The organism is Bacillus sp. SA1-12 (assembly GCF_000981385.1).
In the GTDB taxonomy this organism is placed as follows: domain Bacteria; phylum Bacillota; class Bacilli; order Bacillales; family Bacillaceae; genus Metabacillus.
Map to the genome: position 1 here is coordinate 28,171 of NZ_LATZ01000023.1, position 23,048 is coordinate 51,218.

Below are 23,048 nucleotides of genomic sequence, written 5' to 3' on the forward strand. Positions count from 1 at the left end.
GATAGGAAAAAGAGTGATTGTTTGGATTCCTGTTACTTTAAAGGTGAGATGTATGTAACAACTCTTACCTCCTGAAACTTTAATGAAGAACTTTTGACAGGAGCTTTCTCTTTATGTAACAATCACCATTTGTTGAAATTAGTATCCTTCACAAGTGATGTAATATACATGATGAAAGTGATTTTTTAACATTTTTCGTAAATTGACAACTAATAAGCCTCGCCTAAATTTTTCAATGTTAAACCTAATTTAAAGGAATTTCTTCTTTTTTCACTGACGCCAGCCCATTTAATAACTCCGTGATAATATCTAACCATCTTTGCGTATCAAGCCCTTTTGTAGCAACTGTAAGCTTTAATCTGCTTCCTTCCATGCCTAAACCAACAATTCGATTATACTTATTGCTTAATTCGAAAAGTCGATGGCCATCAATCTTATTACTTGCTTCCTCTTCAATGAGTAAGGTAATAACTTCCTTTTCTTGCTTAATATGTTCAACACTTTCTTGAATCGCAAACACCTTAATTTTAGCTATTTGGAATAAATAATCTACTTCAACAGGGTATTCACCAAAGCGGTCAATCATTTCCTCCTGGAGCTCTTCTAATTCCTGCAGAGAAGCAATTGATCTAAAGCGTTTATACATATCGATTTTTTGACGTCCATCTGAGATATATCCCTGTGGTATATAAGCATCCACTTGGAGATCAATTTCAACATCAATTGTTTTTTCCTTCGGTTTATCTGTTTGCCGTTCTTCAATAGCTTCTTTTAACATTTGGGAATAAAGGTCAAAACCAACTGAATCAATAAAGCCATGCTGCTGGGCTCCCAGTAAATTTCCCGCTCCTCTTATTGAAAGGTCACGCATCGCAATTTTAAATCCAGAGCCAAGTTCGGTAAATTCCTTAATCGCTTGAAGCCTTTTTTCGGCTACTTCTGTTAAAACTTTGTCTTTCCTATGAGTAAAATAAGCGTATGCCACCCGATTTGAACGGCCTACCCTGCCTCTCAGCTGATAAAGCTGAGATAATCCCATCTTATCTGCGTCATTAACAATAAGTGTATTAACATTTGGTATATCTACACCAGTCTCAATAATCGTCGTGCTTACTAGAACATCGTATTCCCCTCCAAGGAAATTAAGCATAACAGACTCAAGTTCATTTTCAGTCATCTTTCCATGTGCATATGTAACCCTGGCATCAGGTACAAGCATAGAAATTTCCTCTGCTTTCCTTTCGATATCCTCGACTCGGTTATATAAAAAGAACACTTGACCGCCACGTGCCATTTCCCGTTCAATTGCCTCTCTTACAAGGGCACCATTGTACTCGACAACATAGGTTTGCACAGGAAAGCGGTTCTCAGGCGGTGTCTCAATAACGGATAAATCACGGACCCCCAACATGGACATATGCAAAGTCCTTGGGATCGGTGTCGCAGTCAATGTAAGGACATCGACATTTGTTTTCAACTGTTTAATCTTTTCTTTATGTGTCACACCAAAACGCTGTTCTTCATCGATAATAAGCAGGCCTAAGTCCTTATATTGCACATCCTTTGATAATAAGCGATGTGTTCCAATCACCATGTCCACGGTTCCGTTTTTTAAGCCCTTTTTCGTTTCAGTAATTTCCTTCCGCGTTCTAAATCGACTGAGAAGCCCAACGTTTATCGGATAATCCTGAAATCTCTCTCTAACCGTTTCATAGTGCTGCTGAGCCAAAATCGTTGTCGGAACTAATAGTGCGATCTGCTTTCCATCAGCAATAGCCTTAAACGCTGCTCTTATAGCAACCTCTGTTTTCCCATAACCAACATCTCCGCAAAGAAGTCGATCCATTGGACGAATACGCTCCATATCTTTTTTAATTTCTTGAATGGATCGCAATTGATCCTCTGTTTCTTGATATGGAAAAGCCAGTTCAAATTCCTTCTGCATTTCTCCATCAGGGGAAAAGGCAAACCCTTCACTGGCTTCACGCTCTGCATAGAGTTTAATTAAATCATCGGCAATATCTTGGACAGAGGACTCAACTTTCTTTTTAACCCTGCGCCAATCGCTGCCGCCAAGCTTATAAATCTTAGGTTCTTTGCCTTCAGAACCTACATATTTTTGCACCTGGTCAATTTGTTCAACCGGTACATATAACTGGTCACTGCCTTGATATTTAATGTTTAAATAGTCTTTATGAATTCCATTAATTTCAAGTGTTTCAATTCCAAGATATTTACCAATACCATGGTTCACGTGAACAACATAGTCACCAATTTCTAACTCAGAGTAGCTTTTTATTCTCTCAGCATTTGAAAGCTTTTGTCTTCTGACCTGCTTTTTCACACGTTTTTTAAAAAGCTCTTCTTCTGTTATGACAGCAAGCTTTTGCATTGGAAGTTCAAAGCCTGTTTGAAGATCCCCTTGCATGATATAGATTTTCCCGCTTTTAAAGGATTCCATCTCTCTAAGGATCTGGGCATTTATATCATAATCTTCTAAAACCTGCTCTAATTTTTTTGTCCGTTCTTCATTAACACCTAAAAAGACAACAGCATAATTCGATTTCTGCCAGCGTTCAAGCTCATTTTTTAATACATTCATTTGCCCGTGGAAGTTTTGCATTTGCTTACATGATAAATTCAAGATATTTTGCGGGCTTGTATGTGGTACATGTCTTAAAAATAATGAAAGATAGACAAGTGGATGTTTCTTTTTTGTCATTACATCTACATAGGAGTGAGATAGTTTCACATCCTGAAAGATCTTCCCGTCTTCAAGCAAGCTTGTAAACCACTCAGCTTCTTCCCTATCCAATTGATCATAGGTCTCGTGAATTCTGCTTATTTCATCAAGAATAACAATAGAATCTGCAGGGAAATAATCTACTAAACTAGCAGCCCTCTCATAGAAGAGGGATGAATATTTAAAGATATCCTGACTAAATTGATCATTTCTTAAACGTTCTAAATCATACTGAATGTTCTCAAGCAGCAATTCTTTTTGCTTTTCATTCTTCATCTTTTTAAGAGTTTTTGCTAAGCCTGCTTCAACTGCTTGGATGCCTCTATTCTTAGACTGCTCATCCACGATCATTTCAATTGCAGGTCCGATTGAGATTTCCTTTAACATATGGAGAGAACGTTGGTCATCTATATTAAACGAACGAATCGAATCAATCTCAGTATCAAATAGTTCAATACGAACGGCATTCTCCTCTGTCAACGGATAGATATCTATAATTCCGCCTCGTACACTGAATTCTCCTGGTGTGCTAACCATATCTGCACGTTCATACCCCAAGGAAATAAACGTCTGAATGACCTCATCAAGATCAATATCTTGTCCTAAAGTCATCTTTAACTGATATTCTTCCCAAATATCTTTAGGTGGAAGCAAACGCCTTACACCTGCAACAGGAGCAACAATGATGGATTGTTTTCCTTCCGCAAGCCTATTTAGAACCTCAATTCTTTGTGCTTTTAGCTCTGGACTGGCTATTGCAATCTCAGAAGCAATTAAATCATTAACAGGGTAAAGATAAACCATATCATCGTTTAAAAGATGAACGAGATCTTCATATAACTTTTGAGCTTGATAAAGATTATGAGTAACAATTAAAATGGATTTCTTTAATTCATTATAAAGTGCTGCAGTAAAAACAGTTCTAGCTGAACCAGATAAACCAGCTACAAGCTGTTCATTCAACCCTTCCTGAATCCCAGAAACAATGGTCTTAAAATCATCCGTATGATTAAAGTATTGCTGCAAACTATACAAGCTCAGCCCTCCTCTCAGGTAAATTCATAGATTTATCTTTTTGGCTTGTTTGTTTTTTAAATAGATTTGGATTGCCGCTTTGAACAATGGTGAAAAGCTAAACAGAAAAATGCTTTGGGGCTGAACCCAAAGCTCTTACTGAATAAAACTCTCATATTGATGAAATTCTGGATATCGATTTAGTGCATCGTGACAATCCTCGCAAATCGTTTTTATTTGTATATCACCATTTTGTTGATAGGTTATCATCTCTTGACGTTCTTCATCAGTTAAATGATCAAAGCCCAGCTGTTCACTAGAAACAGTCATTTTATCAATACTTCCTACCTTTACACCACAGTGTCTACAATGATAATGCAGAGCCATAATTGCCTCCTGAAAAAGGTATATTTTACTGATAGTATGTACCTTTTAGAGGCTTGATATACATGATTTGCTAGCCAGATGGCTGGCATTTTTAATGATTAATTAAACTCATTCATAATTTGAGTAAAAGAAGTGGATAACCATCTTTCACAAGCATTTGAAGATCGATCAATCGCTTCATTGATCCCCTGTGTCTCCTCATCGGTAAACCGGCCTAATACATAATCGGTTATTTTCATACCATTTTGTGGTCGGTCAATCCCTATTCGGATCCGATTAAACTCTTGTGTGGCTAAATGCAAAATCATCGATTTAATGCCGTTATGACCCCCGGCACTTCCCTTTGTCCTCAATCTAATTTTTCCAACTGGAAGATCAAGGTCATCGTAAATAACAACGATCTCGTCATTATCAATATCATAATAATCCATCAAAGGCCGAATGCACTCCCCTGATAAATTCATATATGTAAGTGGTTTTAATAATATGATTTTCTCCCCTGAAATATGTCCCATTCCGTATAATCCGTTAAACTTGTGGCGGTCAAGCGGGATCGATAATTCCTTCGAAAGCTTATCAACAACCATAAAACCTACATTATGTCTTGTTTGTTCATACTGTTTCCCAGGATTACCCAATCCAATTATGAGTTTCATCTCTAGAAACCCTCCAATACAACTCAACTTATATGCATATGATTATATTATATACTTATCGTCATACTTTTACATGTTATTTTATTTACAATTCTTCCTCATATAGTAACAATAACATAAAAGTCTAAGCCAAAAAGGAAAGTGCCAGCCTCCCTAAAGCTACTAGGAGAAGATCTCTTAGTGCTTACACAGAAGGCTGACACTATCGTTCAAATTTGTCATCTATAGCTTTCTTATTCTTGGCTTTCTTCTCGGCCTTCCTCATTTTCAGGAGTTCCAGGCTCTTGTTCTTCACCGGTATCTATTTCTTCTTCTTGTTTAGGAGGAAGAATTGATGCAATCGCTGTCTCTTCATCCTGAACAAAAGTATAATCATTGCTCTTTGGAAGGTCCTTGATTAAGATTGTATCGTTTACACCAAGATTTGTTATATCAACTTCAATAGTTTGTGGAATATCTCCCGGCTTCGCAGTAATAGTCAGTTCGTGGAAAGACTGCTGTAAGACACCGCCATCCTTCACTCCTTGTGCTTCACCTGTTAAATGTACAGGAACGTCAACTTGCACATCTGCATGCATGTCCACTACATGGAAATCCGCATGGACAATTTCATTTCTTAATGGATCTGTTTGAACATCATAAAGCATAACTGCATGGGAACTACCATCTACATCAAGATGGAGAATGGTATTCTTCCCTTCTTCCCTCAATGTTTTAATCAGTTCGATGCTATCTAAAGCAACTGGCTTACTTTCGATTTGTTTCCCATAAATAATCGCGGGAATTTGACCTGATTCACGAATCTTCCTTTTCGCAGAGTTTGTGAATTCAGTTCGCTTTATCGCTTGTAATGTTGTCATAAATACACCTTCCTAACGAATTATCATCCATATATATTGTTTACCCATAACTCGGAAGGTATAAACATACTTTTTTGAGCGGAAGCGATTTAGTTATGCCTTGCCTTAGGAATAAAAGCACACATGCCCGCCTTGAACAGACTGGGCCAAATAAGACGGAAGTCCATGTGCTTTTCCAAATGCAGATAATTTTATGTTCCCCTGAAAATAAGAATGCTCAAAACGATAAGCATAAGGCAAATAGAAATATGCGACGTCTTTATCTCTTGTTACTTACTTGCAAGTTCAGCGCTTCGCCGATGGAGCTTGAAGCTAGAAACTATATAAAAAATTTAAATGTTTTTTAGCAAACAAAAAGAAGCTTATTCTTAAACGGGTTGCCCCTTCTAAAAATAAGCTCCCTTTATAAAAGACACCTTGTATTTTTTAATCAAAAAGTAAACTTACAGATTGTTTTTCATGAACGCGGATAATGGCTTCACCAATTAATGGAGCAACAGATAGCTCAACTAATTTATCGATTCGTTTCTCTTTCGGTAATGCAATTGAATTTGTCACAACTAATTCTTTAATTTTAGAATTGTTAATCCGTTCAATAGCTGGACCAGATAATACAGGATGTGTACAGCATGCAAATACTTCCTTAGCACCATTTTCGACAAGTGCGTTTGCTGCAAGCGTAATCGTTCCAGCTGTGTCAATAATATCATCAATTAAAATAGCTGTTTTGCCTTCGATATTACCAATAATATTCATAACTTCCACAACATTCGGTCTTGGACGTCTTTTGTCAATAATCGCAATTGGAGCTTTTAGCTTATCTGCTAATTTACGAGCTCTTGTTACACCGCCATGATCTGGGGAAACGATGACAATATCATCTAGATTTTTTCCAAGGAAATATTCTCCTAAAATCGGCACTCCCATAAGGTGATCAATTGGGATATCAAAGAAGCCTTGAATTTGTGGAGCATGCAGGTCTAATGTAATGACACGGGTTGAACCTGCTGTTTCAATGAGATTCGCAACAAGCTTAGCTGTAATAGGCTCCCTGGCTCTTGCTTTTCGATCTTGTCTTGCATATCCGTAATAAGGAATAACAATATTAATGGTTTTGGCAGATGCACGCTTCAAGGCATCAATCATGATCAAAAGCTCCATTAAATGTTCATTAACAGGGCCGCTTGTTGATTGGATGACATAAACATCACAACCGCGAATACTTTCTTCAATATTAATTTGGATTTCCCCATCACTAAAGCGAGTAACAGAACTCTTCCCTAAATCCACACCAACAATATCAGCAATTTCTTTTGCTAAAGCTGGATTAGAGTTGAGAGTAAATATTTTTAAATTTGAATCTCCATAGCGATTAGACATGGTAAAGTGAAAACCTCCATTAGGAATTTTTATTTTTTATTCGATCGACATAATTCTCTTTATTTACTTGTCTTGAACGTGCAACTGTTAATGCTTTCTCTGGTACATCATCAGTTACTGTTGATCCCGCTGCAACATATGCACCTTTGCCAATTGTTACTGGTGCTATTAAATTTGAATTACATCCAATAAATGCTCCATCTTCAATCTTTGTTAAAAACTTATTTTTTCCGTCATAGTTTACCGTAATAGATCCGCAGCCAAGGTTAACATCTGAACCAACCTCTGCATCGCCAATATAGCTTAAGTGTGATGCTTTACTGCCTTTACCCATTGTCGACTTTTTAATTTCAACAAAATTGCCGATTTTCACTTCATCAGAGATTGTAGAAGAAGGGCGAATATGAGCGAAAGGCCCAATATTAACACTATTGCCGATATGACTATCATGTGCAACAGATTGACGGATAGTCGTTTCATTTTGCACCGTGCAATTTTTAATTTCTGTATTCGGCCCGATTAGGCAGTTTTCTCCTATAACTGTTTCACCAAGAATCATAGTTCCCGGATAGATAACGGTATCACTTCCAATAACAGCATCAGCAGAAATATAGGTATGATCTGGATCAATAAGGGTTACACCGTTTCTCATATGCTCCTTATTGATGCGTTGCTTCATAATTTTTTCCGCTTGTGATAACGCAATACGATCGTTTACTCCTAACGTTTCATCAAAAGAAGCAGTTTGATAAGCTGAAACGATTTTTCCTTCTTTTTTAAGGATTTCAATTACATCTGGAAGATAGTATTCCCCTTGCACATTATCATTTGATACATGAGATAATGCTTTAAATAATTCCTTATTATCAAAGCAATATGTACCAGTATTAATTTCAGGAATTTCCCTTTCCGCTTCTGATGCATCTTTATGCTCAACTATTTTTTCTACCGTTCCCTCTTCATTACGAACAATGCGTCCATATCCTGTTGGATCATCAGCCTTTGCAGTTAGAATCGTAGCCTTTGCTTTTGTTTCGTTATGATGAGATAATAATGCTGCCATTGTGTCTGAAGTAATAAGAGGTGTATCACCACAGATGACAATTGTTGTTCCCTCTTCATTCTTAAGGTAAGATGCCGCCTGCATAACAGCATGAGCAGTTCCTAGCTGTTCACTTTGCAACGCGTATTCACTTGCGTCTCCAAGCTCCGATTTTACTTTTTCAGCACCATGTCCAACAACAGTAACAATTTTTGCTAAATCTAATTTAGATACTTGGTCTAAAACATGTTGTACCATAGGTTTTCCGCATACAGGATGCAGAACTTTATATAATGAAGATTTCATCCGTGTGCCTTGTCCTGCAGCTAAAATAACTGCGTAGCGATTTTCCATTTACTAGGCCTCCATTTTTATATTTAACCTTTTTTTATTGAACTATTAAATGTCTAGTACCTTTTTATCCATAAAAAAATATATCTCAAAATAACTCGTATTTCAAGATAGCAAATAAAAGTACATGATATTTCTAATTTTATCATAATAATATTTTTTCGCACGTTCCCTTTAATATGATAAATGACTTTGTGAATAAAAAAAGGACTTTGCATTTATCTGCAAAGTCCTTTTTCATATTTTAAGAAGCACCTGCTTCTTCAAATTCTACTTCTAACTCACCTAAACGGTGATACTCTGCTAATACAGCGTCTTGAATTTTTCCGCGTGTATTAGAATTAATAGGGTGTGCAATATCTCTGAACTCTCCATCTGGAGTTCGCTTACTTGGCATCGCAACGAAGAGACCGTTATTTCCATCAATAACACGGATATCATGAACAACAAATTCATGATCAAGTGTGATCGATGCAATTGCTCTCATACGTCCTTCGGTATTTACGCGGCGTAATCTTACGTCTGTAACTTCCATCCTGTTCACCACCTTTTCCCCCATATGAAAAACTTAAGTTATTATTTCAACGTTCTTTTATATATTCCTGCATTTTTTGAAAATTTTTTTAAAATTTAGATAAGGTGGGAGGGCGGAAAGTGATTAATGGGGGAATAAGATGTTTCTCTAGTAAACTTGCCTGTTGATTTTCGCTCATTACCGTATGCCAAAAACATCAATGTACTGCTTTAGCCCGCTTATAAAATATAAAAAGGGCTGATAGACAGCCCGTAAAAGGAATTATTTAATTAAGGAAATTACTTCTATTTCAACTAAAGCATCTTTTGGCAAACGTGCTACCTCTACACAAGAGCGAGCTGGCTTATGCTCTGAGAAATATTGACCATATACTTCATTAAATGCAGAAAATGAATTCATATCTTTAAGAAATACTGTTGCCTTTACCACTGATTCAAGAGATGACCCTGCCTCATCAAGAACAGCTTTTAAGTTTTTAAATACTTGATGCGTTTGTTCCGAAATATCCCCTGTTACCATTTCTCCTTCAGCAGTTAACGGAATCTGTCCTGAGCTATAGAATAAATTATTAACAATAATCCCTTGCGAATATGGTCCGATTGCGGCAGGTGCTTGATTAGTGCTGACAATTTTCATATTAATCCTCTCCACTCTTCTTTTCTTTTATAAATTGAAAATAAGTCCCAGGTTTTACTTGGATATGTTTTTCACGCGTATCTACATCGGTAAGTTTCACGAGAGAAATGTATTCATCGACCAGTCTTTCTTCTACTCCCTCAGTTTCCACAAGAACACCGATTCCTGCAACCTTAGCTTGGAACTCTTCCAGCAGGCTGATCATCCCGTTAATCGTGCCTCCAGCCTTCATAAAGTCATCAATAATTAACACATTAGAGCCTTCCTTTAAGCTCCGCTTAGCAAGCAGCATCGTTTGAATACGCTTAGATGATCCTGAAACATAGTTAATGCTTACTGTCGAACCCTCAGTTACTTTACTATCTTTTCTTACGATTACAACCGGTACATCAAGTTGGGCAGCAACAGCATAAGCTAACGGGATCCCTTTTGTCGCAACAGTCATCACGACATCAATTTTCCGGTTACTAAAAACGGTTGCAAATAATCTCCCCAGCTGATTAACAATCGAGGGGTCGCCGAGGATATCAGTTAAATATAGATAACCTCCTGGAAGAAGCCTTTCTGGTTTAGCCATTAATTCACAAAGCTCGTCTATAAATTGTTTTGCCTCATTCTCCTCGACCTGCGGGATAAACTTTACACCGCCAGCCGCACCAGGTACAGTGAGTAATGTTCCGATTCCATGTTGCTCAAAAGTCTCTTTAATAATCGTCAAGTCTTCGCTTATGGATGATTTAGCTGATTGATACTTCTCTGAAAAATAAGTTAATGGCACTAACGAATGTGGATGATGAAGCAAATAGTTTGTCATATCCACAAGACGACCACTACGACGAAATTTCATGAAATGGTAACCTCCAAAATCCGAATATTATTATAGTAAATATAACTTAATATCCGTATTTAATCAAGGCTGTTTCGTTCTCCCAGCATACGGACTGCAAACACTTGGTCACAAAACCCTCGAAGTCCATTATAAACCCTTGGCAAGCGTGATTCATATTGCACAAGACCAAAAACAGTCGGACCGCTGCCACTCATAAGAACAGCATCTGCACCAAAACGCTTCATTTGATCTTTAATATTTGCTACTTCAGGATACATATGTAACGTTACACTTTCTAATACATTTCCCATTAGTCTGCAGATCTGGTCATAGTCACCAGCTTTAATGGCCTCAATCATTCCTTCAACATCAGGATGCTTTATCGAATCTATGTTTAAATTTTTATAAACATCAGCTGTCGAAACTCCAATTGTCGGCTTCGCAAGTACAACCCAGCAATGTGGCGGCGGATCGATATGATGGATAATTTCCCCTCGGCCTGTAGCTAATGCAGTTCCGCCATAAACACAGAACGATACATCTGAACCAATTTCTGCTCCCAGTCTTGCTAACTCATCTATGGATAAACCTAAGTTCCATAAGCGATTTAATCCTCGTAAAGTTGCCGCTGCGTCACTGCTGCCCCCCGCTAATCCTGCTGCTACCGGAATCGTTTTTGTAATCGATATTGACACACCTTTGCGGATTCCATAACGTTCCTTTAACAATTTAGCTGCTTGATAAGCCAAATTACGGTGATCATCTGGAACAAACCGATTATGAGAAATAATTCGAATTTCATCATATGGCAAAGAAACGAGCTCTACCCGATCAGCTAAATCGATTGTCGTCATAATCATTTTCACTTCATGAAAACCATCCTTACGTTTAAAAAGGACGTCCAATGATAAATTTATCTTCGCTGGTGCTTTTTCTAACACACGCATGTATTCACCTACTTTAACGATCTGAAATTGTATCAACATTGTACCACAAAAGCAGGCATAGTATTTCTTTTTTCGACATAAAGAAAAGCGTAAGCGCCTTGTTCAGCTCCGAAGCATAAGATGCTCAAGAATAGAAGGTGCTCTTTACCTTCAATTCTTGAGTAGCTTATGACTCGAGGAGCTAGGCGCTGCAGCTAGACACAAAAACTAAATTCATAAGCTTATTCTTAGTTATCCTTACTAATGCGGAGGAGCCTTGCTCTGGCCCGACAAGCATAAGATGCTCAAGAATACAGGTGCTCTTTACCTTAACTCTTGAGTAGCTTGACCTCGAGGAACTAGGCGCTGCAACCAGTCCTTCGAAACAAAATATAAAAGTTTTATCTATAGACAAAGGGCTGACTGTAGAAGCTCCGTCCTCAAAACACGAGGTGATAAAGCTTTCCAGTCAACCCTAATACTTCATTACTTTTGACCACAATGATGTTGAGCCAGCTGTGACTCAGCTATTTCAATTGCACGCTTAACCATATTCCCTGCGTCACGTGAACGAATTGCTCCCCATCCTTCTTCTTTCACTGTATCGTAAAACCCTAAGTCCTTTGCTATTTCGTATTTAAAGCTTTCAGACATAATTCCACGACGTCTGCCCATAACACGACACATCCTTTCAAAGGATAAATATGGATAAAAGAAGAGAATTGAACTGTGGCATTTTTTATTATTTACAATTATTAATTGATTTATGTAGGGAATCGCTCCTAAAAAAGACAAAAGAAAAAACAGTAAACAATTTCTGTCTACTGTCCACTAACTGCAAATGAACCAGTTGTATCTTCAAAAAATGTTAATTGCACTGTTTCGGTCAATACATCAGCATAGCTGTAAGATACACGTTCAAACGAATTTTCATCTTGATCAAGCTCAATAACAAAGACAGATGGATAGGTTTCTGCAAGTACACCACAGCGTTCTATCGTTTTTCTACGACCACCGTTTGCTCTCAAAGTTAGTCGTCTGCCAAGATTACCATCCAAGGACTTTTTAATATCCGTTAGAGTTTTTCCCATTGCATCCACCTCACTAATGTAATTATACAGCTTTTGCCTATGTAAGTCAAACAAAATTAAAATTATATCAATAACTTTTCCCAACTGTCAATAAATTATTTTCAACAAAATTCTTGTTTCCTCACAGGTAGTTTGTTCCGAGAATATCAATTTTATGTGTAAAAATGAATATTTTTTTATTTCTTATTTATATTGTTCATTTTTAAGCCGTAAAGATAGGAATTCGTTCAGTAATTTGGAGTTTCTAAAAAGAAAAAACAAAGATTGGAAAAAGTAATATCACGATTAAAAAAGATGAATTTTATCAAAAAAAGGAGATATTTTTTCCCTGCCAGTTAAGCTTTTTTCTATAGAAAGAGCCACTTATATCGATAAGCGGCAACATTTATTGATTATGTTTTCTGAATGGCATTCCTGTCCTAAGCACTCCCCTTGTTTCAACACCGCCAAGTCCCTTTTCTCTAGTTAACGTGTTGCGAAGAACATCCCAAACATTAATCCGTTCAACGAACGGAGTAAAGCTTATTTTAGCGACAATGTAAACAGGGTCTAAGGCATGGATGTTTACTCTTGATGGGGAGCTGGCAAAATTAGCTCCTGCCCTGATTAAGGATTCAAAATGGGATTGACATGCTCCTGCAAATATAACGAGTTGGTCAAGGTGGGAAACTTTTTTACGGGCGTTGCGGACGGTTTGAACGAACTCTTTTGAATGGCGGTAAGCATTTAAATCATCTATATTTCCTTTATGCTTTGAATAAGCATCATGGCCTGTTACCACTAAAATATCAGGACGATAACTATCAAGAAGACCTGTAATTTTCTCTGGCATTTCCTTTTCACTTACATGAACGCCATTTACCGGGACACCGATCTTTTCATATAGGGCTAAACATTTTTGCAAATAGAGAGGATCTCCATCAACATGAAGGACTCTCCCGGGTATATGAAAAAATTCCTCATTGTGGCTATAACTGGATGTTGCGTAATATTCCTGTTTCTCTCTTAACAGCTGATAATCTTGGCGAAATAAATAATAGGACTGCTCAATCAATTCCTTTTCCTTTTGCTTCCGGCTGTTTTTCTCTAACTCATCCACGATGACAAGATCACTGCATTGTGCATCAGCTATTAATCTAACTTCATCACCATATAAAGTTGCAATCTGCTCTCCAGTAGCAGATGTTTTTAAGTCAATTACTCGAAATAACAGGTCAAGCTGATAGGATTTTCTTGCTACAACATCTCCAATTTTCACCTGCATATTTGATCACTCCAATTTTTAAGAAAAGCACAAGCACCTTGCTCAGCTCCATTGAAAAAGCGCTCAAGGAGGCAAACACGGTTATTGTAGGATTATCAACTTCTTTTAAAAAAGTATCCTTTTCTAGCCTATGATGGTTTCGTTAATTGGTGATATGTCACCTAAAAAAACACACGAAAAGGCATAATCTACATACAGCGTAAACTATGCCTTAAGAGTAAATTGAATATGAAAGCATTAAGCTTTATTTAGCATATGATCTAATGCATCACTTAATTTCGCAAATTCATTGATCGAAAGAGATTCTCCTCTTCTTTTGCCATCGATTTCAACCTGTGCCAGCGTTTCTTCAATGATCGGCTTTAATTCTTTGCCATTTGGTAAAAAGTGAACTAGGTTATTAAGTAGCGTTTTCCTTCTTTGCGCAAAGCTGGCACGTACAATTTCAAAAAAGAATGCTTCGTTCTTTACATTTACAATGGGTTCATCCCTTACTAATAAACGAATGATCGCCGAATCAACATTAGGCTGCGGAACAAAAACGGTCTTAGGGACAGTCATCACGGTTTTAGCATCGGTATAGTATTGCACTGCGATAGATAACGAGCCATATTCCTTTGTTGATGGTTTGGCTGAGATTCGCTCTGCCACCTCTTTTTGCAGCATAACGACGATTCCTTTAAGCGGCAGTTTTTCCTCTAACAGCTTCATAATGATCGGTGTCGTGACATAATAAGGAAGATTGGCTACAACCATAATTTCCTCACAGTCATTAAAGTACTCCTTCACTGCTTCCTTTAAATTAGCTTCTAACACATCTTGATGGATAATTGAAACATTAGAATAAGGAGCTAATGTTTCATTTAAGATTGGCAGCAGCCGTGCATCAATTTCAAAAGCAACGACCTTCTTGGCTCTTCTTGCAAGCTGCTCAGTTAACGCACCGATACCTGGTCCAATTTCAATGACGCCGGTTTTTTCTGATACATCTGCATGATCAACAATCCTAGTTAAAACATTCGGTTCAATTAGAAAGTTTTGTCCTAAGCTTTTTTTAAAGGAAAAACCGTATTTTTCTAATATCGCTTTTGTTCTAACGGGTGTGGCAATATCCTTCATCATCAATTATTTTCCTCCTGTAGGATCTTTATTACTGCTTTTATGTAATCATCTCTGCTGATTTGAAACATTTCCAGTCTTTTATGAAGCTGCTTTCCATTTGTATAGCCTATCTTTAATAATACACCTAATTTTTCACGTCTCGCCCGAGCTTTATCTCCGCCAATAAGACCTGCATCTAATAAATCATCAAAAACGATTTCACTCGTGAATTCATCCATTTCTTCCTTAACTGACTGCAAAGCATTTCGAATGGATGTGACAGATGCATGCTCTACCCCAATCCCTTTTCCGTTTTTAGGTCTTGCTTCCTCTTTTGGTAAAAAAGCATGCTTACAGCCAGGAACCTTCTCGGCTATTGTCTTCCTTATTTTTTCTCCCGGAAAATCCGGATCAGTAAAGATAATGACACCTCTCGTTTGTTGGGCAAGCTTAACTTGCTCGATAACCGACTCGCCAATTGAAGAACCATTTGTTTCAATTGTGTCCGCATCAACTGCTCTCTTAATAGCTGTCGTATCATCTTTCCCTTCAACCACAATAATTTCTTTTATTTTCATTTTTTCCTCCAAAACCTGAAACTTTTCATAAAGCGATCTCGTCTAATATATTGAATCCAAATGAAAGCCTGTAAGCCGGTTCTTTCGTTTTTACTTTATCTTATAAGCAAAGTATACCCTCCATTATAACGCAAAAAAACAGAGGGATAAAAACCCTCTGTCATCGTTTAATTTAGAATTTTAATTTTTACTCTTTTCGAACCCCATCGATAGGCAGCTGATTTCGATGATAAGAACACGTCGATTTTATTGCCTTTAATAGCTGAACCTGTGTCAGCAGCAACTGCATATCCATAGCCCTCGACATACACTTTTGTACCTAAAGGGATGACACTTGGGTCAACAGCGATAATTTTAGCATTAGGATTTGCTCGTAAATTAATTCCTGTAGCAGTGGTACCGGAACAACCACTACAATAGGCCGTATAAGCTGTTGATCTTACATAAAACTCTTTCGCAACAGAATCATTGCCGCGTGAAACGGTAGCAGTACTTACAGGTTGAACAGCCTTCGTTCCTAATGCAACAACTCTAGCTTCACTGTCTGCAACGGTTTCTGTTTTTAATAGCTTCCTAGAAAATTCTTTTCCATTTTTAATAACGACTTCAAAGTGCTTCTTCTGCTTGCCTTCTTTACCAGATTCAATGACTTTTTGTTCCCCTTTTTCAAGGCTGCTATCTTTCTTGGTAATGACGTTAAAGGCAATTGGTTCTTCCACTACATCGGTGACTTTTTCTATACGTGTAACCGTTATGGTACTCTTAGGATTAATTTGTTCCGTAAGAGCCGGCTTGACTTCATCTAATTTATTCAATTTTATGTTGTGTTCCTTTAAAAAGTCAGCGACAGTAGTCGAAGTAGTCCAAACTTGTTGTTTTTGTTCGCCAACATTTAGTGCAAGTTTGAATGCTTTATCAATTGTTAATGACAAGTTCTTTTCAAGCTTCGTATCTAATGCTGGTTCGATTTTATCATGCTCTGTGACATCTAAATTTTCTTGTTCAATGAGTTCCTTTACTGTATCAGCTGTAGTCCAAATTGTCCTTCGCTTTTCGCCAATTGCAAGTTTAACGGGCTTGGAAGCTTCATAGTCGATCTTCATGTTTTCTTCTATCCGCTTACTTGCTGCAGGTGAAATGTGATCTTCTTGTCTATAATCTATATCTAATTCTTGTAATAATGCACCGACTGTATCTGCGTGGGTACGTATTTTTTCTTCTTTTCCGTTCACATTCAATGCGACAGTTTCTTTCGATCCCTCATATGTACCATATGCGACACCTGATCCTAAAACTAGCATACTAGCAGTAGAAAGGACAATCTTGCTTTTTATTGATCTTTCGGAAAACAGCTTTTTCATGTTTTGAATGAAAATGAAAAACGCCTCCTTCTTCCTCGTGGATTATATAGAGTATCTTTCATCTTGTCAACCCTTTCGACGTTGTCTCATTTTTCCAACGTATTCTTAATTATGAGTAAAAATGAGGCGAATGTGAAGAAAGAGTTATCGACAAGGTTATACTATGAAGGAGATGAGACATGTAGAACTTTTAAGATTTCTTATCAAGTTGGACAAGCTACTCCATAACTCGACAAGTTTCGTTATCGAGTTATGCCGAATAATTTTTTGGCATTGTCGGAAGTTTTTTCCGCAACTTCTTCATAACTTATTCCTCTGAGCTCAGCAATTTGTTCAGCAACATATTTTACATAGCTTGGCTCATTACGCTTGCCTCTAAAAGGATGTGGTGTTAAATAAGGGCAATCTGTTTCGATTAGAAGGCGCTCCATTGGAATCTCCTTCACAACTTCCTTTGGCTTTTTCGCATTCTTAAATGTTACAGGTCCGCCATACGAAATATAGAAGTTCATTTCCATACACTGCTTCGCAATCTCAAGACTGCCTGTAAAGCAGTGCATAATGCCGCCTACTTCACTAGCTTTTTCTTCTTTTAAGATTTTCACAACATCCTCTGTAGCATCACGATTATGAATAATAATTGGAAGCTGTACTTCTTTCGCTAATTGAATTTGCTTGCGAAATACTTCCTTCTGCACATCTTTCGGGGATTTGTCCCAATAATAATCCAGTCCCATCTCACCTATAGCAACAACTTTTGGATGTGAGGTCAATTCTTTAATCCAAGCTAAATCCTCATCTGTCATATCAACTGCATCTACTGGATGCCACCCTATTGCTGCATATATCATCTCATATTGTTCTGTTAATTCCATTGCTTTTGTTATCGTATCTTTGTCAAATCCAACAACCACTATATGTGTTACGTTTTCATCTTTTGCTCGTTGAATGACCTCTACTATATCTTCTTCGTATTGAACTGCATTTAAATGAGCGTGGGTATCAAATAGCATAATTTACCTCTTCCTTTCAATTCGACAAATCAAAGGGGTGTTCTACAAAATGTTACACGTGGAACACCCCTCCTATTTTTATAAAAGATTATATGTTTCTATCGTTAAAACTAAGGGTAAACCCCTTTTTTTACCACTGAACAAGGGATTAGCACTTCGTTGTTATTTTACTCTTGACCCATTCGGCAGACTAGCATCTACCGTTGCAACTGACAGGACATCATCTTGAGATCCGGCTAAGATCATTCCTTGAGAAAGTTCACCACGAAGTTTTACCGGCTTAAGATTGACAACACAAATGACCTTTTTACCAATTAAATCCTCAGGCTTATAATATTTTGCAATACCAGAAACAACTTGTCGTTTTTCGTATCCTAAATCCAGCTGAAGTTTTAAAAGGCGGTCTGCCTTTTTAACTGGCTCTGCATGCAGTACCTCTGCTACGCGAAGATCTACCTTCATAAAATCATCAATCATGATTTCATCTTCCATAGGTGGTACTTGTGTTTCTTTTTTCTCCTCTTGTACAGGAACAGATCCTTTCATTTGCTCTTTTATATATTGGACCTCTTCCACAACTTCAAGACGAGGGAAAATTGGCGACTGTTTATTAACTTGAGATTGATTGATCGTTCCAAAGCTTGTTATACTGTCCCAAGCTTGAAGGTTATCATCGTTAATTCCAAGCTGATGGAAAATCTTATTTGGTGTTTCTGTTAAAAATGGCTTCAATAATACCGCTGTAATTCGTAATGATTCAGCAAGATGAACCATTACGGAAGCTAACTTATCACGATTAGCTTCTTCTTTTGCCAGTACCCATGGTTGTGTTTCATCTATATATTTATTTGTTCGGCTAATAAATTGCCATAAAGATGAAAGTGCAATTGAAAATTCCATTTTTTCCATTGCTTCCTCATACTTTTTCACTGTATTTTGCGAAAATACTGCAAGCTGCTCATCAAATTCTGTCTGTGCATCACTATATTTTGGCACTTCACCATCAAAGTATTTTTCGATCATGGCTACTGTTCGATTTAATAAATTCCCTAAATCATTAGCTAAGTCGTAATTTACACGATCAATAAACCCTTCTGGAGTAAAAACGCCATCAGAACCGAAGGGAACCTCTCTTAATAAGTAATAACGAAGGGCATCTAACCCATATCGATCAATCAAGGTTACAGGATCAACAACATTTCCTTTCGATTTGGACATTTTTCCATCCTTCATTAAAAGCCAGCCATGAGCAAATACTCTCTTCGGCAGAGGCAAATCTAATGCCATTAACATGATCGGCCAGTAAATAGTGTGGAAACGGACAATTTCCTTCCCAACAATATGGACATCGGCAGGCCAATACTTTTTATATTTCTCGTCATTTTCTGTACCAAAACCAAGGGCTGTAATATAGTTAGATAATGCGTCTATCCAAACATAAATAACATGCTTTGGATCTCCAGGAACTTTTATACCCCAATCAAACGTTGTACGTGAAACAGCTAAATCTTCAAGACCAGGCTTAATAAAGTTATTAATCATTTCATTTTTTCTAGACTCAGGTTGGATAAACTCAGGATTTTCTTCATAAAAGGCTAATAGTCTGTCAACATATTTCCCCATTCTGAAGAAATAGGATTCTTCTTTTACTAGTTCAACGGGATGACCGCTATCAGGGCTCTTCCCACCGACTATTTTTCCATTTTCAATGATAGGATCAACGAGCTGAAGCTCAGTATAATAGGTTTCATCAGGAACAGAATACCATCCTTCGTATTCATCTAAATAAATGTCCCCCTGTTCAACAAGCTGTGAAAAGATTTTTTCAACAACAACTTTATGACGGTCCTGAGTGGTTCTAATAAAATCATCGTAGGAAATATCCATCTTACTCCAAAGATCTTTAATCCCTATTACAATATTATCTACATACTCTTGAGGAGTTACATTGCTTTCCTCTGCTTTACGTTGAATTTTTTGGCCATGCTCATCAACACCTGTCAAATACATGACATCATATCCGCGCATCCGTTTATAACGGGCCATCGCATCCCCTGCCACTGTCGTATAGGCATGTCCTATATGCAGCTTTCCACTTGGATAATAAATAGGTGTTGTAATATAAAATGTTTTTTGATTATTCTCCATTATGTATACCTCCTCTAAAACGTTAAAAAACGGATTAATCCCAGAATTTTCTAGCTTTCACTTAAAATACTCTCATGCTCAAACTAAGTTATGATATATGGAGAACCTAAACAAAGAATCTCTTGTCTAAATTCTTCATCTTACTTTAAAAAACGCTCTCGCCCCTAAGGACGAGAGCGTTATGGAAGATAATTATGAACATGGACAACTTTCATAATGACAAGCATTAACTAACCTATCCATTTTTGATTTTTTCATACTCTTTTATGATACCATCTTAGCCCCTAATATCAAGAATATATACCTAAAGTTTTTAGATTTCTGTTATTCGACATGCCTTTTAAGATCAATGATGGAAATTTGTCGAATTTTCGCAGGCTCTTGTCGAATATCTCCCTTTTCTTTTCAATTAAAAAAACTGATTTCACTCCCTATTTAAACTTCCAATATAAGGTTTTATTACCATGTTTTGAGGGTAGACAATACTAGAAACTCTGTTCTCATAAGGTTTTTACTACAACATCTATTTTTTTACATGGAAAAATAAATAAAATGATTGACGTTTATTGGAAACACTGATATGCTTAAAAAGCAAATCAGTTTTTGTCGAATATTGACGAAGTATAAATAAAAAACATAGAATATGTCAAAATTGAGAGGAGATTAATTATGAAATCTACTGGTATTGTACGTAAAGTTGATGAATTAGGCCGTGTTGTTATTCCTATTGAACTACGCCGTACATTAGGTATTGCTGAGAAAGATGCGTTAGAAATTTACGTTGACGATGAAAAGATCATTTTAAAGAAATATAAACCAAATATGACTTGCCAAATCACTGGTGAAGTTTCTGATGATAACTTAGCTCTTGCAAACGGAAAACTAGTACTTAGCCGCGAAGGTGCAGAACAAATCTTAGCAGAACTTCAACGCCAGCTTGTTCAAAAATAATTAGAATAGATTGGAAAAAGGCTGTCACTGACAGCCTTTTAATCTATGTGATACGCTTGATAAACCTCGCGTTTCTGAATATTTCTTTCACCGGAAACTCGTTTTATTGCTTCTTTTGAGGACATATCTTGTTTGATATAATGATCCACATGATCTTTTAAACTCAAATGGCTCCACCATACATCTTCTTTTTCAATATGTACGTCTTCATGAGCCCCTTCAATGATGATACAAAACTCACCACGAATTTCATTTTCTTCTGACCATTTTATAACTTCATTTACTGTTCCCCTAATAAATTCTTCAAATTTCTTAGTTAATTCTCTTGATATACATATCGAACGATTGCCTAAATAATCTGCTATTAACTGTAATGTTTCTTTTAAGCGGTGTGGTGATTCATATAAAATAATGGTTTCCATTCGTCCGCGCAGCTGTTCAAGCTGCTGTTTTTTTTCTTTTTTTTGTCGATCTAAAAACCCAAAAAAATAAAATGGCTGAGGAGTAATTCCTGAGGCAATCAGAGCTGTTAAAGCTGCATTTGCACCAGGGAGTGGAATGACACTTCCACCTGAAGCAAGGACTTGTTTTACTAATTCACTGCCTGGGTCCGAAATGGTCGGCATCCCTGCATCACTTACTAGTGCAATGTTTTTCTTTTGCTGTAACAATTCAAGTACTCGATTGCCGCTTGTTTCTTTATTATGCTCATGATAACTAAATATAGGTGTATTGATATCAAAGTGATTGCAAAGCTTTTTGGTTTGGCGGGTGTCTTCAGCAGCAATTAAATCGACTTCTTTAAGCACCTTTATAGCACGAAATGTCATATCCTCTAAATTTCCAATTGGCGTTGGAACAAGATATAAATCCCCTAATTCTTTTTCTTCATGATGAAAACTTTTTTGTTGTTGTAACATGCTCCCTTCACCCTTCTGTATTAGATCTATATTCGTTTATGTATTTCTCCTTTGCTTTTCTAGGCAGCTTTTTAAAGGAAATTTCTTTTTTTAAAGCTTCACTCTTTGTTTCATACATTTCCGAATACAATAGTTTAACAGGTGTTCTCCCTCTTGTATATTTGGCACCTCTACCATCATTATGTTTTTTTACACGTTGCTTCAAATCCACTGTATATCCGGCATAATAACTACCATCATTACATTCAAGGACATAAAAATAGTGATTTGTATTTTCCATAAAAACTCCTTATTAGGCTTGCATATCCTCCTGCTTATCTCCATATAATATTGTCTTTATCTCTTTTGTGTATTCATTATCATGATTATAAACAAATACAGGAGGCAACAGCTTTAAATCCGCATGGCCATCTTTAATCCCCTCAATTAGCAAAGTATTTGCTTCTTTCCCTTGTTTAGGGTAAACAAGTTGAATTCGTTTCGGTTCAACCCGATGTTTCCTCATCTGTTCAATAATGTCAGCCAGTCTGCCCGGTCTATGGACTAGCGCTATTTTACCACCTTGTTTCACAAGCTGACTACTTACACGGATTACATCTTCTAACGTACATAGAATCTCGTGTCGCGCAATCGCAAGATATTCATTTGGGTTCTGATTTCCTTTGTGAGGTGTTGCAAAATAAGGAGGATTACACGTCACGACATCATATTTTCCATATCCTAACTGCTTCGGCATCTCTTTAAGATCCCCATGAATCATGTTAATTTGTTGCTCCAAATTATTATAGGCAATACTCCTCATTGCCATATCATAAAGTCGCTCTTGTATCTCAACTCCAGTAATCTTACCATTTGTTCTTGTACTAAGTATTAATGGGATAATTCCGTTTCCTGTACATAAATCAAGGATATTTCCCTTTTTAATTGGCATATAAGCGAATCTAGATAGTAAGACAGCATCTAGAGAAAATGAAAAGACCGTTGGACTCTGTATAATTCTAAGATCCTCGGCTAACAAATAATCCAGTCGTTCATCACCTATTAATTTAACCATAAATATATGACTCCTTTATAAGAAAAGCTCAAGGGCCATGATCAGCCTAAAGCGAGCTAGACACAAAAACTATATTTAAATACTTTCCTTCGTAAGAAATACACGAATGCCTTTCTATCCCTATAAAGCATAAAAAAACTGACACATAATCAAAAGATATTATCCCTCTCTTAGTGTTTTTTGAGAGGGGCAAATGATTATGAGCCAG

General features: G+C 37.0%; 22 protein-coding genes. 1 reads left to right on the plus strand and 21 read right to left on the minus strand.

Annotated features, from left to right (window positions below; all coding sequences use genetic code 11):
• Positions 1 to 244: 244 nt before the first annotated feature.
• The 18 genes from mfd to metG form a co-directional block, all read right to left on the minus strand.
• The gene (gene mfd / locus WQ54_RS13855; protein WP_046517510.1) at positions 245 to 3,778 is read right to left on the minus strand and encodes a transcription-repair coupling factor; all 3,534 of its coding nucleotides are present in this window, start codon (positions 3,776 to 3,778) and stop codon (positions 245 to 247) included.
• Between the two features lie 135 nt (positions 3,779 to 3,913).
• Positions 3,914 to 4,144, minus strand: a complete 231-nt coding sequence (locus WQ54_RS13860) for an anti-sigma-F factor Fin family protein (RefSeq protein ID WP_046517511.1) — start codon at positions 4,142 to 4,144, stop codon at positions 3,914 to 3,916.
• Between the two features lie 98 nt (positions 4,145 to 4,242).
• On the minus strand, positions 4,243 to 4,800 hold the full coding sequence (pth, locus tag WQ54_RS13865; protein ID WP_046517512.1) for an aminoacyl-tRNA hydrolase: 558 nt from the start codon (positions 4,798 to 4,800) through the stop codon (positions 4,243 to 4,245).
• Between the two features lie 233 nt (positions 4,801 to 5,033).
• Positions 5,034 to 5,660 (minus strand): 50S ribosomal protein L25/general stress protein Ctc, encoded by a 627-nt coding sequence (locus WQ54_RS13870; RefSeq protein WP_046517513.1) that lies wholly within the window; start codon positions 5,658 to 5,660, stop codon positions 5,034 to 5,036.
• Between the two features lie 426 nt (positions 5,661 to 6,086).
• Positions 6,087 to 7,040, minus strand: a complete 954-nt coding sequence (locus tag WQ54_RS13880; protein ID WP_046517515.1) for a ribose-phosphate diphosphokinase — start codon at positions 7,038 to 7,040, stop codon at positions 6,087 to 6,089.
• Positions 7,041 to 7,059: 19 nt separating this feature from the next.
• Complete coding sequence (gene glmU / locus WQ54_RS13885; protein ID WP_046517516.1) at positions 7,060 to 8,436, minus strand: bifunctional UDP-N-acetylglucosamine diphosphorylase/glucosamine-1-phosphate N-acetyltransferase GlmU; 1,377 nt, start codon at positions 8,434 to 8,436, stop codon at positions 7,060 to 7,062.
• A gap of 241 nt (positions 8,437 to 8,677) precedes the next feature.
• Complete coding sequence (gene spoVG / locus WQ54_RS13890; protein WP_046517517.1) at positions 8,678 to 8,968, minus strand: septation regulator SpoVG; 291 nt, start codon at positions 8,966 to 8,968, stop codon at positions 8,678 to 8,680.
• A 261-nt stretch (positions 8,969 to 9,229) separates the two neighbouring features.
• Positions 9,230 to 9,604: a RidA family protein gene (locus WQ54_RS13895; RefSeq protein ID WP_046517518.1), complete on the minus strand. Its 375-nt coding sequence runs from the start codon at positions 9,602 to 9,604 to the stop codon at positions 9,230 to 9,232.
• Position 9,605: 1 nt separating this feature from the next.
• Entirely contained in the window at positions 9,606 to 10,451 is an 846-nt protein-coding gene (purR, locus tag WQ54_RS13900; protein WP_046517519.1) for a pur operon repressor, read from the minus strand.
• A gap of 59 nt (positions 10,452 to 10,510) precedes the next feature.
• Positions 10,511 to 11,380 carry a 4-(cytidine 5'-diphospho)-2-C-methyl-D-erythritol kinase gene (ispE, locus tag WQ54_RS13905; RefSeq protein WP_046517520.1) on the minus strand — a complete coding sequence of 290 codons (870 nt, stop codon included), beginning with the start codon at positions 11,378 to 11,380 and terminating at the stop codon, positions 10,511 to 10,513.
• A 465-nt stretch (positions 11,381 to 11,845) separates the two neighbouring features.
• Entirely contained in the window at positions 11,846 to 12,034 is a 189-nt protein-coding gene (locus WQ54_RS13910; RefSeq protein ID WP_046517521.1) for a small, acid-soluble spore protein, alpha/beta type, read from the minus strand.
• Between the two features lie 146 nt (positions 12,035 to 12,180).
• A complete protein-coding gene (veg, locus tag WQ54_RS13915; RefSeq protein WP_046517522.1) occupies positions 12,181 to 12,450 on the minus strand; it encodes a biofilm formation stimulator Veg in 270 nt (89 codons plus the stop codon).
• A gap of 385 nt (positions 12,451 to 12,835) precedes the next feature.
• The gene (yabG, locus tag WQ54_RS13920; protein WP_046517523.1) at positions 12,836 to 13,714 is read right to left on the minus strand and encodes a sporulation peptidase YabG; all 879 of its coding nucleotides are present in this window, start codon (positions 13,712 to 13,714) and stop codon (positions 12,836 to 12,838) included.
• A 237-nt stretch (positions 13,715 to 13,951) separates the two neighbouring features.
• A complete protein-coding gene (rsmA, locus tag WQ54_RS13925) occupies positions 13,952 to 14,836 on the minus strand; it encodes a 16S rRNA (adenine(1518)-N(6)/adenine(1519)-N(6))-dimethyltransferase RsmA (RefSeq protein WP_046517524.1) in 885 nt (294 codons plus the stop codon).
• Entirely contained in the window at positions 14,836 to 15,393 is a 558-nt protein-coding gene (gene rnmV, locus WQ54_RS13930) for a ribonuclease M5 (protein WP_046517525.1), read from the minus strand. The genes rsmA and rnmV overlap by 1 nt, the downstream gene beginning before the upstream one ends.
• A 167-nt stretch (positions 15,394 to 15,560) precedes the next feature.
• Entirely contained in the window at positions 15,561 to 16,754 is a 1,194-nt protein-coding gene (locus tag WQ54_RS35290; RefSeq protein WP_046517526.1) for a G5 and 3D domain-containing protein, read from the minus strand.
• A 242-nt stretch (positions 16,755 to 16,996) separates the two neighbouring features.
• Positions 16,997 to 17,767, minus strand: a complete 771-nt coding sequence (locus WQ54_RS13940; protein ID WP_046517527.1) for a TatD family hydrolase — start codon at positions 17,765 to 17,767, stop codon at positions 16,997 to 16,999.
• A 162-nt stretch (positions 17,768 to 17,929) separates the two neighbouring features.
• The gene (metG, locus tag WQ54_RS13945) at positions 17,930 to 19,915 is read right to left on the minus strand and encodes a methionine--tRNA ligase (RefSeq protein WP_046517528.1); all 1,986 of its coding nucleotides are present in this window, start codon (positions 19,913 to 19,915) and stop codon (positions 17,930 to 17,932) included.
• 669 nt (positions 19,916 to 20,584) lie between these two features.
• Between metG and WQ54_RS13950 the strand changes: the two genes are divergently transcribed.
• The gene (locus WQ54_RS13950) at positions 20,585 to 20,866 is read left to right on the plus strand and encodes an AbrB/MazE/SpoVT family DNA-binding domain-containing protein (RefSeq protein ID WP_046517529.1); all 282 of its coding nucleotides are present in this window, start codon (positions 20,585 to 20,587) and stop codon (positions 20,864 to 20,866) included.
• A gap of 38 nt (positions 20,867 to 20,904) precedes the next feature.
• Here WQ54_RS13950 and rsmI read toward each other — a convergent pair whose 3' ends face one another.
• The 3 genes from rsmI to WQ54_RS13965 are packed head-to-tail and all read right to left on the minus strand — an operon-like array spanning position 20,905 to position 22,840.
• A complete protein-coding gene (gene rsmI, locus WQ54_RS13955; RefSeq protein WP_046517530.1) occupies positions 20,905 to 21,786 on the minus strand; it encodes a 16S rRNA (cytidine(1402)-2'-O)-methyltransferase in 882 nt (293 codons plus the stop codon).
• A gap of 7 nt (positions 21,787 to 21,793) precedes the next feature.
• Positions 21,794 to 22,066: a GIY-YIG nuclease family protein gene (locus WQ54_RS13960; RefSeq protein ID WP_046517531.1), complete on the minus strand. Its 273-nt coding sequence runs from the start codon at positions 22,064 to 22,066 to the stop codon at positions 21,794 to 21,796.
• A gap of 12 nt (positions 22,067 to 22,078) precedes the next feature.
• Positions 22,079 to 22,840, minus strand: coding sequence for a tRNA1(Val) (adenine(37)-N6)-methyltransferase (locus tag WQ54_RS13965; RefSeq protein WP_046517532.1), 762 nt, complete (start codon positions 22,838 to 22,840; stop codon positions 22,079 to 22,081).
• Between the last annotated feature and the right edge of the window lie 208 nt (positions 22,841 to 23,048).